The sequence below is a fragment of the Myxococcus virescens genome (assembly GCF_900101905.1).
Classification (GTDB): domain Bacteria; phylum Myxococcota; class Myxococcia; order Myxococcales; family Myxococcaceae; genus Myxococcus; species Myxococcus virescens.
The window spans coordinates 498616-513871 of sequence record NZ_FNAJ01000002.1; the positions used below are offsets into that span (position 1 = coordinate 498616).

The following is a 15256-nucleotide window of genomic DNA, read 5'->3' on the forward strand; positions in this document are numbered from 1 at the left end:
CCAGCAGGAGAGGAGAACCGACCCTTCATGAGGATGATCACCCGACGGCTGTCCGCCGTCATGCCGCTCGCGCTCTGTCTGCTTCTGTCGCCTGGCTGCGACAAGGGACCCGACCAGCTCCGGGACGCAGAGAAGTCCTACCGCGACCTGATTGACCGCCGCGTGTCCCCCCTGGACCCGGCGTGGGACCCCGTCATCAACGCCTTCGAGGCGATTCCCAAGGACTCCAAGGTCCGCCCGGAAGCGGAGCAGCGGATCACCGCCATCCGTCGCCTGCGGGAAAAGCTGCCGCCGCGCCCCCTGGCCACGCCGGGCGCCACGGGCCCCGGGACGTCAGAGGTGGACACCAAGCGCGCCGCGTGTGAGGCCCTGGCGATCCGGCTGGGCCAGACGCCGGAGGGGGCGGACCGGGAGCCCTTGCACCAGGCCCTGACGGACTGCCAGAAGGAGCTGGTCCGGCTGGAGGCCCACAGCCATCCGCCCGGGGAGCATGGTCATGACCATGGCGGTGAGCCGGGGCACCCCGCGCACTAGCGGGACGCTGTCGCTGGGCGTTGAGTGGCGCGGGCTTTGTGGTTAATGAGCCCGCATGCCCATGCCCCAAGCAGGTGACCAGGCCCCCGCCTTTCAACTCGCCGACCAGGATGGAAACCCGGTATCGCTCGCGCAGTTCGCGGGCCGGAGTGTCGTCCTCTACTTCTACCCGAAGGACGACACCCCCGGATGCACCGTGGAGGCGTGTGGCTTCCGTGACGAGCACTCGGCGCTGGAGGCCGCGGGCGCGGTGGTGCTGGGCGTGTCCGCGGACAGCACCGCGAGCCACCGGAAGTTCGCGACCAAGTTCAACCTGCCCTTCCCGCTGCTGGCCGACGTGGACCACACGTTGTCCGAGGCCTACGGCGTCTGGGGGGAGAAGTCGCTCTATGGCCGCAAGTTCCTGGGCATCACCCGGGCCACGTTCCTCATCGGCCCGGACGGCGTGTTGAAGCAGGTGTGGCCCAAGGTGAAGGTGAATGGCCACGTCGCCGAGGTGCTGGCCGCGCTGAAGGGCGAAGCTCCGGCGGCGGACAGTGCCGTGAAGAAGCCCGCCGCGAAGAAGGCGCCTGCGGGGAAGAAGGTGGCCGCCGCGAAGAAGGCTCCGGCGGGCAAGACTGTGTCGGGGAAGTCCGTCGCGACCAGGAAGGCGACGGCGAAGAAGGCAGCTCCGGCCGCCAAGGCACCCCGTGCGGCGAAGAAGGCCGCGACCGCGAAGAAAGCCCCTGTGGCGAAGAAGCCTGCGGCTGCGAAGAGGGCCTCGGCCGGGAAGAAGCCGGCGCCCGCGAAGAAGTCCGCGGCGGTGAAGAAGTCGGCGCCCGCGAAGAAGTCCGCGGCGGTGAAGAAGTCGGCGCCCGCGAAGAAGTCCGCAGCGGCGAAGAAGGCCTCCAGGAAGTAGCGCTCCGGGCCTGGGCGGCCTTGGGAGGACGTCGGCCCAGACGTCTTCCAGCAAGCAATCCGCCATGGGGACCGGCGGCTCCGGGCGAGGAAGCGGCCCGCGACCTCGACGTGGGCTTCCTCGACGAAGAAGAAGCCCTCCGCGGGGCGGGCGCCGGGAGCGCCGAAGAAGGCTGCTCCCGGCCGTGGCTGGGGCTATATGTGGGGTTCGGGCGGTCCGTCGTCATGCGGACATGGAGTCACCCCGTGGTGTCCATGCCCGGCGTGCCCCATCTTCGGGAAGTACGAGCAACCAGATTGAAGGGACTCGGAGGAGTCGACATGCGCGAGCGGAATATTCGGCGGTGGGGTTCGGCGGCGGCATTGGTGGCGGGCGCGGTTCTGGCCGTAGGCTGCCGGGGGCTTCCGGAGACCGGTGGCAGTCAGCCGGATGAGCCACGGGGCAGCCTTGTCGCCCAGCGCGGTGACCAGCCCGATGCGATGAAGAACATCGAGGGTGGCAACACCAACAAGCCGCTGCCGCCTTGGACGCTGCCGGCGAACCGGGGCTACAACGGCACCATCGACCAGATTGGCTCCAGCATCGACCCGCGCACGCCGAAGAACGACGGCACCCAGGGGCGCTCCATCGTGGACGACGCCGGGAAGATGATGAACGACCGGTACCACGCGGAGGGCGGCGCCGCGTACTCGCCCGCGGCCCATGGCTTGGGTGGTGAGGACGGCGCCACGCTGGGCGGCAAGCGCGGCGGCCACTACAGCGGCTACAGCCCGCTGGGCTGGCAGGACCGCAGCGGCCCCTACCGCCGCTGAAGTCACACCGGGGCGGTCTCGTGCCGCCCCTTCCAACTGCTCCCGGTGCAGGGCGCCGGGAGCGCGTGGCACCCCGGCCCCGCGCCTTCAGCGAGAGGCCAGCATCACCTCGGTCGGGTCGCGGCCGGTGAAGGTGCTGACGAGCCCCACGGCCAGCGCGTGATGCTCCGGGCTCCCCAGCAGGGCGAGCCGGTCCTCCGCCGGGTGCGCGAAGCGGGCACTGAGCGCGTCCAGCCGCCGGTGCGCCTGCGCGATTCGCTCCCGTGACACGCGACCGGACTCCACCGCCTTCACCAGGGCTTCGATGGCGCGGCGCTGCACGTCCGCGTTGTGGCACACCAGGAACAGGTCCACGCCCGCGAGCGTGCCCTGCACCGTGGCCTCTTCCACGGAGTAGTGGCCGGCAATGGCCTTCATCTCCAGGTCGTCGCTGACGAGCACCCCGTCAAAGCCCAGCTCCTCGCGCAGCACACCCTGGAGCACGCGCTGACTCATGGTGGCGGGCACCCCCGGGTCCAGCGCGTCGAAGAGGACGTGCGCTGTCATCAGGGACGCAAGCCCCGCCTGGGCGAAGGCGCGGAAAGGCACCAGCTCCACGCTGCGCAGCCGCTCCAAGTCGTGCGGCAGCCGCGGCAACGTCAGGTGGCTGTCGGTGGTGGTGTCGCCGTGGCCGGGGAAGTGCTTGCCACACGAAGCCACGCCGCCCGCCTCCAGTCCCCGCGCGAGCGCTACGCCCAGCCGCGCCACTTCCTCTGCCTCGCGGCTGAAGCTGCGGTCGCCAATGACGGGGTTGGCCGGGTTGGTGTCCACATCCAGCACCGGCGCGAAGTCCCAGTCGAAGCCCAGCGCGCGCAGCTCATACGCCAGCAGCCGGCCCACGCGCTCCACCTGGGCCGCGTCGCCGCGCTGCCCCAGCTCCCGCATGGGCGGCAGCGCGGTGAAGGGCGCGCCGCGAAGCCGGGCCACGCGGCCGCCCTCCTGGTCCACCGACAGGATGAAGGGCCGGCCTGCGCGTGTTTTCAACGCGTGGCACAACGCGGCAGTGTCTGCGGCGCTGCCCACGTTGCGCTTGAAGAGGATGGCGCCGTAGATGCCGTCATCCATCAGCGCGGCCAGCTCGCTGTCGATGTGAGTGCCGGGAAAGCCCACCATGAAGAGGCGGGCACAGTCGCGGTAGAGGCTGGAGGAGGTCGTCACGGCGCGCAGTCTGGCAGAAGCCAGGGGCTGGGCGCTCGGGGGGAACGCGGTTCTCCTGGAAGCGTCGGCTGCCTGTCAGGCCTCAGGCCGGTGAGGCGCGCTACTGGAGGATGGCGCCCTGGGCGAAGCGCTTCACCATCACCAGCAGCTCGTCCAGGGAAAAGGGCTTGGGCAGGAAGGCCGCGCAACGCAGGTGCTTCCAGTAGTCCGGCGGGCTGGCGCTCATCATGACCACGGGGATGTCACGCAGCAGGGGATTGCGCTCCATGGCCTCCAGCAGGGCCGGGCCGTTCATCACCGGCATCATGTAATCGAGCAGCACCAGGCAGGGGTGCTCCTCGGCCATCCGCTCCAAGGCCTCCTTCCCATTGAGCGCGATGGCGGTCCGGTAGCCTTCGTCGCTCAGGAGGTCGCGCATGGCCTCGACGATGCCGAACTCGTCATCGACGATGAGGATGGGGCCCATGCTCAAGGCTCCTGGCGCCCGCCGCCGGGATGCCGGGGCTCGGACCACGTGGTCGACCGCGGCACGCCGGTCATCATCGCCTCGACATCCGTGAAGGCGCCCGTCACCTCCATCCCCTTCGGGCTGATGCACAGCTCGCGCAGGGCGGTGTCGTGCGGGCTGTTGCGCAGCTTCAGCACCGTGACGAAGCGGCGCAGCCGGGAATCCAGCTCGGCCTGGCGGAGGAAGAGGATGTTCTCCGCCACCATGGAGATGCCCTTCATCGGGAAGGTCACCTCCGGGCCAAACGCGGAGACCGATTCGACGGAGTAGAGCAGCGTCACGCCGCGCATGCGGCACTCATTGACCAGCGCGGCCAGGAAGCGCGACACGCGGGACTGCCGGACGGCCGCCCTGCGGAGCGCGTCGTAGCCGTCCAGGAAGAGCCGGCGCACGCCGTGGGTCCGGATGATGTCCAGCAACTGCACGCCCAGCTTGTCCAGCAGGTTCTCCGTGGGCGGCCGGAAGCTGACCTCGAAGTCGCCCCGGTCGATGAGCGGCTTGAGGTCGAGCCCGATGCCCGCCGCCTGCGCCACCATGCGCTCCGGGGAGTCGTAGAAGGCGAAGTAGTGGACGCGCTCGCCCCGCCGGGCGCCTTCCGCGAGGAAGTTCAGTCCCAGCAGCGTCTTGCCGCTGCCCGACGGCCCCAGGAGGATGGTCGTCGAGCCCTGGGCCACGCCCCCGGTCAGCATCGCGTCCATTCCGGGGATGCCAAACGCGCACCTCGCGTCCTGCGGCGGCCCCGGCGGAGGCCCGGACTCCGCGAGCGTCTCCAGGCGGGGATAGATGATGATGCCGTCCTGGGTGATGTCGAAGCTGTGCTTGCCCAGCAGATAGGGGCTGCCCCGGAATTTGCGCACGAACAGCTCGCGCACGGCACGCGCGCCGAACATGCGCTGCCGGAGCAGCATCAACCCATCCACCATGGTGTGCTCGGCGCGCAGGCCTTGTCCGCGGCCGGTGGTGAGGATCAACGTCGTGCAGCCCATGAGGCCCGTCACCACCTGGAGGCCGTGGATGAACTTCTTGATGGCCTGCTGTGACGGCGCCACCTCCTCCGCGGCCACCAGCCCATCCAACACGAGCAACGTGGCCTGGTGGTTCTTCGTCTCCTTGCGGATGAGCTCCGCCAGCGCGTCCAGCCCCCCCTGCTCCAGCACCGTGAAGGCGCTCAGATAGGTGATGGCGTTGGGCAGCAGCGTGGGGTCGAAGTAGGACAGCGAGGAGAGGTTGCCGACCAGCTCCGTGTGCGACTCCGCCAGCAGCGTCAGGTAGAGCACGCGCCCGCCGTGGCGCTTCGCGTGGTGGAAGCACACCTGGTTGGCGAAGATGGTCTTCCCCGAGCCCGGAAGGCCCATCAGCATGTAGGTGCGGGCCTTGCGGAAGCCTCCGTGCAGCACGGTGTCGAGGCCTGGAATGCCCGTGGAAATCCGCTCAGCCACGCGTGGAGTGCCTTCGGTCATTTCGCGTTCCCTTTCCTGGGCCCGGCCCGGGTGTGGCCCCGCTGGAATGATGGGAGCAGTGCGCTCGCCTTCTCAGGGGAACACTTCTTGCCACAGCGCCTCTTCCGAGCTGCCGCTGAATCGCGCGGGCCCCAGCGGCATTCAACAGAGGTGGACCGTCTCAGAAACTCCGCTGCACGGTCCGCGCGGTGCCACCCGTGGGGCCAGCGCCGCTCGCGATGCGATACCAGCTCACGCCATCCGTTGAATAACGGAACCCGAATGCATAGGCGCTCCACGGCGTATACGCGAGCGGTTCCGCGGCGAGGTTCCAGCGGTACCGGTAGTTGTTGCCCACCCGGCCCTGATAGGCCAGCCACTGGTGCTGCGTGGCCGCGCCGTCCACGCTGAACTCCACCTGCGCCTGGATGAGCTCGGGACGCGCGGTGGCGGCGTCCGTCACGCCGGGCACGTACACGTCCGCGTCCACGAACTTGCAGGCGCGCTCCATGACGTAGCTGTCGATGACGATGGGGTCCGCCAGCCCGTCGCGGTGCTCGCAGTCGCGCGCGAAGCTGCCGCCCCAGTCACCGGCCCACACCACGGCGGAGGGCGACTGCGCCTCCACGGGGAAGACGTAGTTCTGGCCGTAGTTGCTGTCGTACTTCGGCGCGCAGGTGCGGCCGGAGGTGAAGAACCATGTCTCCACGCTCGTGGCGTCCGAGGGCACCGTCACCTCGAAGGGCTTGTTCACGAACGAAGTGCTGCCCGTGGCCTGCTTCACGCTGCCGCTGAAGAGCTGGCCGCTGGGGAGGAAGCGGACATAGGCCAGCGTGTCCCACGCCTGCTGGCCGGCGTAGGTGCTGTGGTGGCAGTCCGTCATCCGGTACAGGTCGTAGTCGACGACGAGCGTGCCGCCGCGGACGATGGCGCCGTGCTGCGAGTGCGTCCAGCCGTTGAGGAAGCGCACCGTGGCGGTGGGCGTGGTGAGCGGCGCCTGCTGTGTCTCCGTGGTGCTGACAGACGTCTCCTCCTGCTGCTGCGGCGCTCCGCCACAGGCCGCCAGCAGCGGCAACGCGAGGGTTAGATGCTTCCAGGCAGACGTCTTCATGCGGGGTTCTCCAGGAAATTTGGATACCGCCACTTAGCAGGACTTCCTGGCGCATTCGCTGCCAGCCGCTCGCCCTGTCAGGGAGCGTGCGGTTTCGCTCCTTCATGCCGCCACCGACGGTGGCGAGCACAAGGGTGGACAGCATGGCCAGTCCGCTGCGGCGGGAGGGCATGGAGGCTCCGGACGGGGTTGGTGATTTCAGGTAAAGCTTGATTTTCCACGGAGGGTGCGCCGGGCAAGCCGGTGCGGGCGGCCGGGAGAGGTCGGCGGCTTCACTTGTCCTGCCTTCGCTGGGTGTGACATGGGGCCTGCAGAACCCGAGGCTCCTTCCGTGCCTCCGCTCATCGAGGCCCCGAATGGACTTTTCCGCGCTCGCGCTATCTCCCCCCCTGCTCCAGGTCCTGGAGGAGCTCGACTTCAAGACGGCCACGCCCATCCAGGCGCAGAGCATCCCGGTGCTGCTCCAGGGCAGGGACCTGGTCGGCCAGGCGCAGACGGGCAGCGGCAAGACGGCGGCCTTCGCGCTGCCGCTGCTCCAGAAGGTCCAGTTGCAGCACCGCAAGGTGCAGGCGCTGGTGCTGTGTCCGACGCGTGAGCTGTGCGCGCAGGTGGCGGGCGAGATTCGCAGGTTGGGGCGGCGGCTGCCCGGGCTCCAGGTGCTGGTGCTCGCGGGAGGCCAGCCCATCCGCCCGCAGCTGGAAGCACTGGAGAAGGGCGCGCACCTGGCGGTGGGAACGCCGGGCCGGGTGCTGGATGTGCTGGACCGCGAGGCGCTGGAGACGCGGCAGCTGTCCACGGTGGTGCTGGACGAGGCGGACCGGATGCTCGACATGGGCTTCCGCGAGGACATGGAGCGCATCCTCGGGGCCATGCCGCCGCGGCGGCAGACGGTGCTCTTCTCCGCCACCTTCCCGCCGGACATCGAGGCACTCAGCCGCGCCTTCCAGCGTCAGCCCGTCCGCGTCACGGTGGAGACCACCACCGCGGGGCCCGACATCCAGCAGGTGCGCTACGACTGCGAGCCGGAGGAGAAGCAGGCCCTGTTGCTGCGCATCCTCCGGCACTACCAGCCGGCGTCCGCCATCGTCTTCTGCAACCTCAAGGCAACCGTGGTGGAGTTGAAGAAGTCGCTCTCCGCGTCGGGCGTCAGCGTGGACGGGCTCCAGGGGGATTTGGAGCAGTTCGAGCGCGACCGGGTGATGGCGAAGTTCCGCAACCAGAGCACGCGGGTGCTCATCGCCACGGACGTGGCGGGACGCGGCATCGACGTGGAGGCGCTGGATGCCGTCATCAACTTCGACCTGCCCATGCAGGCCGAGCCCTACGTGCACCGCATCGGACGCACCGGACGGGCGGGGCGCGCGGGCCTGGCCGTCTCCATCGTCACGCCTCGGGATGGCCGCAAGGTGGACGACATCCAACTGGCCACCGGCGTGAAGCTGGAGCGCGGGGACGTGGAGTCACTGCCCTCGGCGGATCCTCGCAACGCGGTGTCCCTGGAGTCGACGTGGGACACGCTCTACATCTCCGCCGGACGCAAGGACAAGATGCGGCCCGGGGACATCCTGGGCGCGCTCACGGGCGAGGCGGGCGGGCTCGACGCGACCGACGTGGGCAAGATTGAAATCCAGGACCACGTGGCCTACGTCGCCGTCGCCCGGCGCGTGTCGCGGGTGGCCTTCCAGCGGCTGAGCGAGGGCCGCATCAAGGGCCGCCGTTACAAAATCGAGCGCGTGAAGTAGCCCGGGCGTCTACGCGGCGCCGCGCAGGGACATCTCCTCGCGGAAGGCCTGGATGACCTCTTCCTCGGTGGGCAGCTCGCCACAGCGCTTCTCCATCAACTTGGAGAGGACGGCGACGTAGGCCTCGCCGAACAGCGTGGTGAGCGCGGTGGCGGTGGTGGCGGAGATGAGCGCGCCAATCGCCGTGCCCGGGCCGGGGACGAGCTTCAGCAGGCCGGATACGATGGACTGGCCGGTGAAGGTGGCGCCCAGGCCGGTGATGCCCGCGCCCACCAGCGTGGAGAGGAAGGCCTCCGTCAGCGGGAGGCCGAAGACGCTACTCACCCCCGCCAGCATTCCGACCTGCGTGGGGACGAGCAGGGCGGCGTCGGCGAAAGGGATGGGGACGGCTCCAATGAGGCCGGCGGCGGCCGCGGCGCTGGCGACGATGCCGTGCGCGCGCTTGCGCTTCTGGCTGATGCTCACGCGCTGGGCGGCGGCGAAGGCGTTGCGCTGGGCTTCGGGGACCAGCTCCATGGTGAGCTCGACGAGCTCCACCAGTCCCTTGGGCTGGAGCGTATGGCCCTCGTCGTCCGTCTCCTGGAGCGCGCGCACGCGCATGACGTTACGGGACATGGGCAGCAGCTTCTGCACCTCCGCGCGGAAGCCCTGGTCGCTGCGCGCCTTGGTGACGACGACCACCACCGGCATGTGCCGCGCGAGCATCTCCGCCGCCTTCACGTCACCGTCCTCCACGCGGCGCGAGTCCTCGCTGATGCACAGCCAGGCGCAGTGCAGGTGGCGCGTGGCGTCCGCGTCCTTCGCGCGCGCGGCCACCAGCTCCTCCAGCAGCTTCAGCGTCTCTTGAAAGGCGCCCAGCTCCAGGCCGCGGGTGTCGAGGATGCTGACGGGGATGCCGTCCTTCGTGTACTCGCGCGTCTCCTTCGTGACGGGGCGGCCCTGGCCGGTGTCCGCGATGCGGCCGTGGAACACCGCGTTGACCAGCGTGCTCTTGCCCACGCCGCTGCGGCCCGCGATGACGATGTTGACCCGGCCGCGCTTGCGGAAGGCCTCTTCGACCTGCTTGCGGATCTCCTCCGCCAGATGGATGTCCATGGGCTGCCGCCGCCTCCGCTGGTGAGCCCTCCCGCGTTGACGGGAGGGAGCTTCAGCGTAGCGGAAAGGCCGCGCGGGTCGACGATGGACCCACGCGGCGCGGAAGGCTCCTGGACCCAGGACGGACGGACATCCAGGCCCTGCCTGCGGCGACGTGTGCCTGCCTGAGGGCAAGAGAGCGAGAGAGCGAGAGAGCCCTTGTGGCCCGCTCACCGTGACGCGAACGCCGCGGCCTTGGGGTGTGCCAGGGCGGCGGCGACGTCGCAGTGCTTCATGCGCCGTCGGTGGGGGGCACCGACGCCACCTGCACCGCTACCGGCTCCAGGGACGGCGTGGCGGTGGGCACGGGCGGGGTCCGCATGTGTCGCACCCAGGCGCGGAGGCCCTCGAAGCGGAAGAGCTCGTCGAGCGGACGGAGCAGCAGAATGAGCGCGCCGCACATGACGAGCACGAAGCTGATGAGCCCATGGAACACGGCGATGCCCAGGTGGAAGCTGATGCCCAGGGGCAGCAGCACTCGGCGCAGGGACGGGGTCAGCAGCGGGCCCAGCGCGAGCCCCAGCTCCAGCAGCAGCACGGACCAGGTGAGCAGCGCCACCACGGGACTGCTCAGGACGGGGCGCATCACGCTGGCCAGCCAGTCCGGTGCACCGACGCTGGGGTCCAGCAGCCAGTAGTACAGGGCCGTGCCGTCCACCCACTCCATCACCTTGAACTTGCCGACGGAGGCGTGGAAGTAGATGCCCGCCACCTGGAGGCGGAGCATCACCCAGGCCGACCGGGCGATGAGCCGCTTCGCCTCGTCGTTCCCCATGGATTCGCGGGGCGCGTCCCAGTGCCAGCGCCGGTCATCCGTGAGCGCCAGGGGCAGCATCAGCAGCGCCAGGATGGCGGCAATCTGGTCACCGCCGTCCGTCAGCGACGCGGACCACGGCATGCTGACGGCCACCCACCAGTGCACCAGTCCCGTGACGCGCGGGCGCCAGCCGGAGGCGACGACGAGCAGCAGCAGCACCGCCGCCCACCGCGCCACCTCCAGCCAGCCGGAGGGGAGCACGCAGAAGAAGGACGCCGCGCGGATGCCCTCGCAGACGGGGGCCTCGGGGATGCCCGCGACGGGCCGGAACAGCGTTGTGGTGTCGCTGAAGGCCAGCGTGCCACCCGTCCCCAGCGCGACCAGCGTGCGCGCCAGGCCATAGGTATTGCTCCAGGGGGAAGGGCCCGCCACCCAGGCGCGGGCACGGTTTCCAAGCGCGGTCAGCATTCGACGTCCAACCTCAGGACCTTCGAGGGCATGGTGATGGGCTTCCCCTGGTTGGTGCGGCTCCAGGCCCAGGGAACGGCCCGCTGGAAGACGATGCCCAGTTGGCCGCAGTACGTGGGCCGCGGGCTGGTGTTGCGGAGCGTCTTGGCCACGGGGGCGCGCTCCAGGCAGACGGAGGGGGCTTCCTTGCAGTCCTCCCGGGGAAGGGTCGCTGTGTCGTGGAGGAGCAGCCCCAGTTCCACGCCCTGCGCCCGCGCGGCCCGGTTGATGCCGAAGGCGTTCTTCCACTGGAAGTTGGGCGTGTCGCTTCCCCAGGTCCACTGGCCTTCCGCGGTGCGGAGGTAGGGCAGCATCCGGTCATCACGCGGGTCGCGGGTGAAGAAGGCCCACCCCTCTGGCAGCAGCAGCTTGATGTTGAAGTGCTTCTCGAAGGGCAGCTCGATGGGGTTGTAGGGCAGCGCCGCGTGCAGGGCGTAGACCGTGAGCGTGGTCCAGCCCAGGATGAGTCCCAGGGCCAGCAGGCCCAGGCGGCGCGTTGGGGAGGTCTGGGGAGAGGGAGGAGTGGACTCGGTCACGGCCGTGCTCGGGGAAGAGGAAGAAGGGGAGTGCCCACCGGTGAGGGCGATGGACACTCCCCGGAGTGCTCCGACTACTCAGCGGCGGCGAACCGCTTCGCCAGCATGTCCACCCACACGTCACGCTGGAGCTGGCTGGACTGCGGGCCTTCCATGACCGGGGTCATGTCGATCTGGGTCAGGATGAGGATCAGCACGAGGGCGACGGCCACGGCCGTCTCCACGTACAGGTACAGGCCCGCTTCGACCTGCTGCAGGGCGGCGGCGTTGATTTCACCCGCCTGGCCCGCGTCCTTGCGCAGCGCGTTCGCCGCTGCAACCGTCAGCTCCCGCGTGTCCGTCAGCAGCTGGTCGATGACCAGGTGGTTGCCGCTGCGCAGGTCGTTGCCGAAGCGCTCGAAGAACGCCGGGTCCAGCGCGCTCATCTTCGCGATGACGGCCTCGGCGGCCTCTTCGCGCTTGGCCAGCGTCTCGTCGCCCAGCTTCGCCTTGATCTCCGGACGCTGCCAGAGGTCGTCGAAGTAGTGCGCCGCGGGGCCCAGGCCGAAGGCCATGCCCTTGAACAGGTTCTGCCCGGACAGGGCCTGGTTCTGGGTGATGCCGGCCGACGGGCCGCTGCTGCCATCCGCGGGACCGCAGCCGATACCGAAGGTAGAGAAGGTCATGAAGGCCGTCACGGCCGAGGTCAGCTTCAAGGTGGAACGCTTCAAGGTGTGCTCCAGGGCAACGGGGTGCTTGCCCGCGAGGCACGCCGGCCGGCCGGGTGCGTCACAGGCAAGTCACGATTTTGGTTAAGTCGGATTTATATGCAATCCATAGAATTACTTAAAATTATACGCCTGCGTATCAGTTTCGTGGATATCGACTAATTCAATTTGAGTGCGCTAGACGGACTTGGCGGGTCTGATTTCAGGCTGGGTCCGGGCATTCCCCCGTCAGAGCGGCCAGTCAGGACAGGGGGCACACACACGAGCGCCGCTCCCGCCTTGCCGCATCGGTGCGCGGTCCTCACCCCTTTACCCACAAAGGAGCAGAACTCGCATGCGCGCACGCAACGCGTTCGCCGGCGTCGTGATGCGCCGGCTCCGGGCCTGGTGACGGCTACTTGCGCAGCAGCGTGCCTTCGAAGAAGAACGCCAGACACGCGGCCAGGATGAGCCAGGTCCACAGCGGCACTGTCGGCTTGTCCGCGTCACCCGTGGAGGCCTTCACCGTCTCTTCCCCGAAGTAGGCGGTGAGGGTGTCCGCCGGCACGCGCCCCAGGTCGCTCTCGGAAGGATCGAGCACGGCGGCGAAGGACAGGTCCGGCTGCACCTTCCCGTCCGCGCCCAGCACCGAGTACACGCCCGGCTCCGTTACCGGCCCGGCCACCAGCGCGCCTTCCGGCTGCTCCTTCACGGTGACCTCGGTGCCGTCCGGCGCGCGCACCGAGGACACCTTCTGGGCCCCCTCTGGGCGCAGCGTGGCGCTTTCGCCCACGCGCACGCGCACCTCCTCGCGCTCGTCCAGGGAGCCGGTGAGGTACGCGGCGAAGCGCTGCATCAGCGGCAGGAAGGAGGTGCGGATGGAGAAGTCGCTCCAGTCGCGGTCCACCGTGCTGGTGAGCAGCGCCACGCGCCCCTTGCCCTTGCGCGCCACGGCCACCGCCGGCGCGCCGTCCTCATACGTGGCCAGCACCTGACTGGCGCCGGCCGCGCCCGGGGAGTCCGCCTCCAGCAGCATGTACTTGTAGAAGCGCGCCCCCACGAGCCCTTCCTCCGCCTGCCCCGTGAAGGGTGAGAAGAGGACGTGCTCCACGGAGACCTGCGCCAGCCGCGCGCTCTTGGTGTCCGCGTCCGGGTCGTCGCGCTCGGCGCTGGTGCGCACCAGGCGCAGCGGACGCGGCAGCACCGGCCCCAGCCGCTGGTTGTACGCGTCCGGGTTCACCCGGTCGCCCATGCTGATGAAGAGGCCGCCGCCGTTCTCCACGAAGGTCGCCAGCTTCTGCGCCTCGTCGGCGCTCGGCGCGGGCACGTTGAGCAGCAGGACCAGGTCGTAGGCGGAGAAGTCCTCGCGCAGGCCCACCTCCGCGTCGCGCGTGGCCACCTCCACCGGCGAGCCCGGCGCGGTGAGGGCCGCGTCCACGAAGAAGGCTTCATCCCGGTAGCGCGTCGCGTGCGGCGAGCCATTCACCACCAGCGCCTTCAGCGCGCGGGGAACAGGCAGCACGAACGAACGCCGGTCATCCTCCACCAGCGCGTCCGGCGCCAGCGTCACCTGCCCCAGCACCGTGCCGCCCTGCGGGAAGCGCACGGTGAGCGTCTTCTGCGTCGTGCCGCCCGGGGGGATGTCCACGAAGCCCTTGGCCAGCGTGGACTCGCCCACGCGCACCGCGGCCTCCAGGTCCTTCACCGGCTCCGCGCTGAAGTTGCGCACCGTGAAGGTGAACTGGAACGTGCGCGGGCCGGCCTGGAGCGCGGGCTCCACCTTGAGGTCGACGATGGCGCGGTTGTTCAGCACCTCGTGGCCCTCGGCCGCGTCGCGCAGCACCACCTCCGGCTTCACGGGCGCGCCCGTGGGGCCCTTCACCGTGGGCGGCGGCGCCTCCAGGCGGAAGGCCGCGGCCGTCATGTCGGAGACCAGCACCAGCCGCTTGGCTGGCATGGGATTCTCCTCCAGCGCGCGGGCCGCCATGTCCAGGCAGCGCGACAGGTCCGCGGTGCCATGGGTGGCCTTCGCTTCATCCACCAGCGAGCGCAGGCGGCCGCGGTCGAAGCCCGGCGGCGGCGGCGCGGCGGGGGACTGCGTGCACACCAGCACGGTGGCGGGCTCTTCGGGCAGCAGGTCCTTCAGCGCGTCGCGGGCCTCGTCGCGGGCGCGCTCGAAGAGCGGCGTGCCGTCCGACCAGCGCATGGACAACGACGCGTCCAGGATGATGGCCGTGGCCGCGGGGCCCTTCACCACCTGCGCGGCGGCCGCGTCACGTGTCAGCTCGGGGCGCGCCAGGGCAATGGGGATGGCCAGCAGGATGAGCGTGCGCAGCGCGTACAGCAGCAGGCGCTTGAGCTTGAGGCGGCTGGCGGTGCGCTTCTGGCTGCGCATCACGAAGGCCAGCGGCCCGAAGGGGTGTGGCCGGGGCCGGCGCCGGTCGAACAGGTGCACCAGCAGGGGGATGAGGGCGCCCAGCGCGCCCAGCAGCATCCACGGATTGCCGAAGGTCACCGGCGCCTCCCGCGCCGCGACAGGTACCGCAGCAGCACGTCATCCAGCTTGTCGTCCGTGCGCACCAAGTCGTAGTCCACGTCCGCCTCGGCGCACGCGGCCTTCACGTTCGCCAGGAAGCCGTTGAACTCCTCCAGGTAGCTCTCCTTGATTTCGCGCGGGTTCACCTCGATGCGGCCCTGGCCCTCCATGTCGATGAAGAGCGTGGGGTCGTCGAAGGGGAACGTCAGCTCCGCCGGGTCCACCAGGTGGAACACGGACACGTCGTTCTTCCGCTGGCGCAGCGCGAGGATGCGGCGCAGGGCGTCCTGATTCTCATCCAGCAGGTCCGACAGGACGATGACGCTGGAGCGCCGGGGCAGCACCTCCGCCAGGTGGTCCGCCGCGCTGCCCAGGTCCGTGGTGCCGGTGGGCTCGGTGTGCTCCAGCGTGTCCAGCAGCACGTTGAGGTGCCCGGCCGACGCGCGCGGTGGCACGTCCTTCCACTTGCCGCCCGCCATCAGCGCCAGGCCCGCCGCGTCCTGCTGGCGCACCAGCAGGTAGCACAGCGCGCCCGCCAGCGTGGTGGCCACGTCCAGCTTGCTCAGCGCACCGCTGCGGTAGCCCATGGAGGCGGACGCATCCACCACCATGACGGCGCGCAGGTTCGTCTCGTGCTCGAAGCGCTTGACGTAGTACTTGTCGAACTTGCCGTAGGCCTTCCAGTCCAGGTGGCGGAGCTCGTCGCCGGGGGCGTACTCCTTGTGCTCCGCGAACTCCACGCTCTGCCCTTGATGCGGGCTCTTGTGGAGGCCGGACAACACGCCCTCCATCACCGCGCGGGCGCGCAGCTTCACTCCCTGGAGGCGGGCCAGCGTCTGGGCGTCGAGCAGCATGGCGC

General features: G+C 69.7%; 14 protein-coding genes. 4 read left to right on the plus strand and 10 right to left on the minus strand.

Annotated elements, in window-relative coordinates; genetic code table 11:
* Positions 1–33: 33 nt before the first annotated feature.
* The 3 genes from BLU09_RS08780 to BLU09_RS08790 all read left to right on the plus strand — a co-directional run bounded on the left by BLU09_RS08780 (position 34) and on the right by BLU09_RS08790 (position 2244).
* Positions 34–534 carry a hypothetical protein gene (locus tag BLU09_RS08780; protein ID WP_090488160.1) on the plus strand — a complete coding sequence of 167 codons (501 nt, stop codon included), beginning with the start codon at positions 34–36 and terminating at the stop codon, positions 532–534.
* Positions 535–595: 61 nt separating this feature from the next.
* Complete coding sequence (gene bcp / locus BLU09_RS08785) at positions 596–1432, plus strand: thioredoxin-dependent thiol peroxidase (protein ID WP_244171551.1); 837 nt, start codon at positions 596–598, stop codon at positions 1430–1432.
* 320 nt (positions 1433–1752) lie between these two features.
* Positions 1753–2244 (plus strand): hypothetical protein, encoded by a 492-nt coding sequence (locus BLU09_RS08790; RefSeq protein WP_090488164.1) that lies wholly within the window; start codon positions 1753–1755, stop codon positions 2242–2244.
* A gap of 87 nt (positions 2245–2331) precedes the next feature.
* Here BLU09_RS08790 and nagZ read toward each other — a convergent pair whose 3' ends face one another.
* The 4 genes from nagZ to BLU09_RS08810 form a co-directional block, all read right to left on the minus strand.
* A complete protein-coding gene (gene nagZ, locus BLU09_RS08795) occupies positions 2332–3441 on the minus strand; it encodes a beta-N-acetylhexosaminidase (RefSeq protein ID WP_090488166.1) in 1110 nt (369 codons plus the stop codon).
* Positions 3442–3541: 100 nt separating this feature from the next.
* The gene (locus BLU09_RS08800; RefSeq protein WP_011556546.1) at positions 3542–3907 is read right to left on the minus strand and encodes a response regulator; all 366 of its coding nucleotides are present in this window, start codon (positions 3905–3907) and stop codon (positions 3542–3544) included.
* Between the two features lie 2 nt (positions 3908–3909).
* Positions 3910–5409: an ATPase domain-containing protein gene (locus BLU09_RS08805; protein ID WP_090488167.1), complete on the minus strand. Its 1500-nt coding sequence runs from the start codon at positions 5407–5409 to the stop codon at positions 3910–3912.
* A gap of 160 nt (positions 5410–5569) precedes the next feature.
* Entirely contained in the window at positions 5570–6499 is a 930-nt protein-coding gene (locus tag BLU09_RS08810) for a DUF6209 family protein (RefSeq protein WP_090488169.1), read from the minus strand.
* A gap of 356 nt (positions 6500–6855) precedes the next feature.
* On the opposite strand from BLU09_RS08810, the gene dbpA reads away from it, so the two are divergent.
* Positions 6856–8241: an ATP-dependent RNA helicase DbpA gene (dbpA, locus tag BLU09_RS08815; RefSeq protein WP_090488171.1), complete on the plus strand. Its 1386-nt coding sequence runs from the start codon at positions 6856–6858 to the stop codon at positions 8239–8241.
* A gap of 9 nt (positions 8242–8250) precedes the next feature.
* Here the strand turns inward: dbpA and BLU09_RS08820 are convergent, their stop codons facing one another.
* The 6 genes from BLU09_RS08820 to BLU09_RS08845 all read right to left on the minus strand — a co-directional run bounded on the left by BLU09_RS08820 (position 8251) and on the right by BLU09_RS08845 (position 15251).
* A complete protein-coding gene (locus tag BLU09_RS08820) occupies positions 8251–9336 on the minus strand; it encodes a YcjF family protein (protein WP_090488173.1) in 1086 nt (361 codons plus the stop codon).
* A 271-nt stretch (positions 9337–9607) separates the two neighbouring features.
* On the minus strand, positions 9608–10600 hold the full coding sequence (locus BLU09_RS08825; protein ID WP_090488175.1) for a sporulation-delaying protein SdpB family protein: 993 nt from the start codon (positions 10598–10600) through the stop codon (positions 9608–9610).
* On the minus strand, positions 10594–11175 hold the full coding sequence (locus tag BLU09_RS08830) for an SdpA family antimicrobial peptide system protein (protein WP_090488177.1): 582 nt from the start codon (positions 11173–11175) through the stop codon (positions 10594–10596). The genes BLU09_RS08825 and BLU09_RS08830 overlap by 7 nt, the downstream gene beginning before the upstream one ends.
* Positions 11176–11249: 74 nt before the next feature.
* Positions 11250–11885, minus strand: coding sequence for a sporulation delaying protein family toxin (locus BLU09_RS08835; RefSeq protein ID WP_090488179.1), 636 nt, complete (start codon positions 11883–11885; stop codon positions 11250–11252).
* 391 nt (positions 11886–12276) lie between these two features.
* Positions 12277–14376 (minus strand): BatA domain-containing protein, encoded by a 2100-nt coding sequence (locus BLU09_RS08840; protein WP_090488181.1) that lies wholly within the window; start codon positions 14374–14376, stop codon positions 12277–12279.
* Positions 14373–15251 (minus strand): DUF58 domain-containing protein, encoded by an 879-nt coding sequence (locus BLU09_RS08845; protein WP_090488183.1) that lies wholly within the window; start codon positions 15249–15251, stop codon positions 14373–14375. The genes BLU09_RS08840 and BLU09_RS08845 overlap by 4 nt, the downstream gene beginning before the upstream one ends.
* Positions 15252–15256 lie beyond the last annotated feature (5 nt).

What these genes read in the sequence shown, in the direction of transcription:
- BLU09_RS08805 (WP_090488167.1), bottom strand. Translation starts at nt 5,409, where the DNA reads ATGACCGAAGGCACTCCACGCGTGGCTGAGCGGATTTCCACGGGCATT.
- BLU09_RS08800 (WP_011556546.1), bottom strand. Translation starts at nt 3,907, where the DNA reads ATGGGCCCCATCCTCATCGTCGATGACGAGTTCGGCATCGTCGAGGCC.
- BLU09_RS08790 (WP_090488164.1), top strand. Translation starts at nt 1,753, where the DNA reads ATGCGCGAGCGGAATATTCGGCGGTGGGGTTCGGCGGCGGCATTGGTG.
- dbpA (WP_090488171.1), top strand. Translation starts at nt 6,856, where the DNA reads ATGGACTTTTCCGCGCTCGCGCTATCTCCCCCCCTGCTCCAGGTCCTG.
- BLU09_RS08820 (WP_090488173.1), bottom strand. Translation starts at nt 9,336, where the DNA reads ATGGACATCCATCTGGCGGAGGAGATCCGCAAGCAGGTCGAAGAGGCC.
- BLU09_RS08780 (WP_090488160.1), top strand. Translation starts at nt 34, where the DNA reads ATGATCACCCGACGGCTGTCCGCCGTCATGCCGCTCGCGCTCTGTCTG.
- BLU09_RS08810 (WP_090488169.1), bottom strand. Translation starts at nt 6,499, where the DNA reads ATGAAGACGTCTGCCTGGAAGCATCTAACCCTCGCGTTGCCGCTGCTG.
- BLU09_RS08845 (WP_090488183.1), bottom strand. Translation starts at nt 15,251, where the DNA reads ATGCTGCTCGACGCCCAGACGCTGGCCCGCCTCCAGGGAGTGAAGCTG.
- bcp (WP_244171551.1), top strand. Translation starts at nt 596, where the DNA reads ATGCCCCAAGCAGGTGACCAGGCCCCCGCCTTTCAACTCGCCGACCAG.
- BLU09_RS08825 (WP_090488175.1), bottom strand. Translation starts at nt 10,600, where the DNA reads ATGCTGACCGCGCTTGGAAACCGTGCCCGCGCCTGGGTGGCGGGCCCT.